Below are 246 nucleotides of genomic sequence, written 5' to 3' on the forward strand. Positions count from 1 at the left end.
TTTCACACCATCTACCGCTTTGGCGATACTTTCAGCACGGTCACTTTGTGCCTGAGAATCGACGGTACCGGAGAGCTGAACCACGCCGTCGGTGGTTTCAACTTTCACATGACGGGAAGGGACGATATCGTCCGCCAGCAGTTTGGCTTTGATTTCACTGGTGGTGGCGGTGTCACCCGCGTAGCCCTTCACCGAGCCTTCTTTAGCGTCGCGAACGTGCAGTTTGTCGCTGACAGAGGTCACCCC

The 246-nt window shown here is 56.1% G+C and carries 1 protein-coding gene; it reads right to left on the reverse strand.

Annotated features, from left to right (window positions below; translation table 11 throughout):
• Positions 1-246, reverse strand: a 246-nt coding sequence (locus tag V5P19_RS24235) for a BON domain-containing protein (protein ID WP_334408080.1), incomplete at both ends; no start/stop codon positions are given.

The organism is Enterobacter sp. UNJFSC 003, assembly GCF_036903355.1.
Classification (GTDB): domain Bacteria; phylum Pseudomonadota; class Gammaproteobacteria; order Enterobacterales; family Enterobacteriaceae; genus Enterobacter.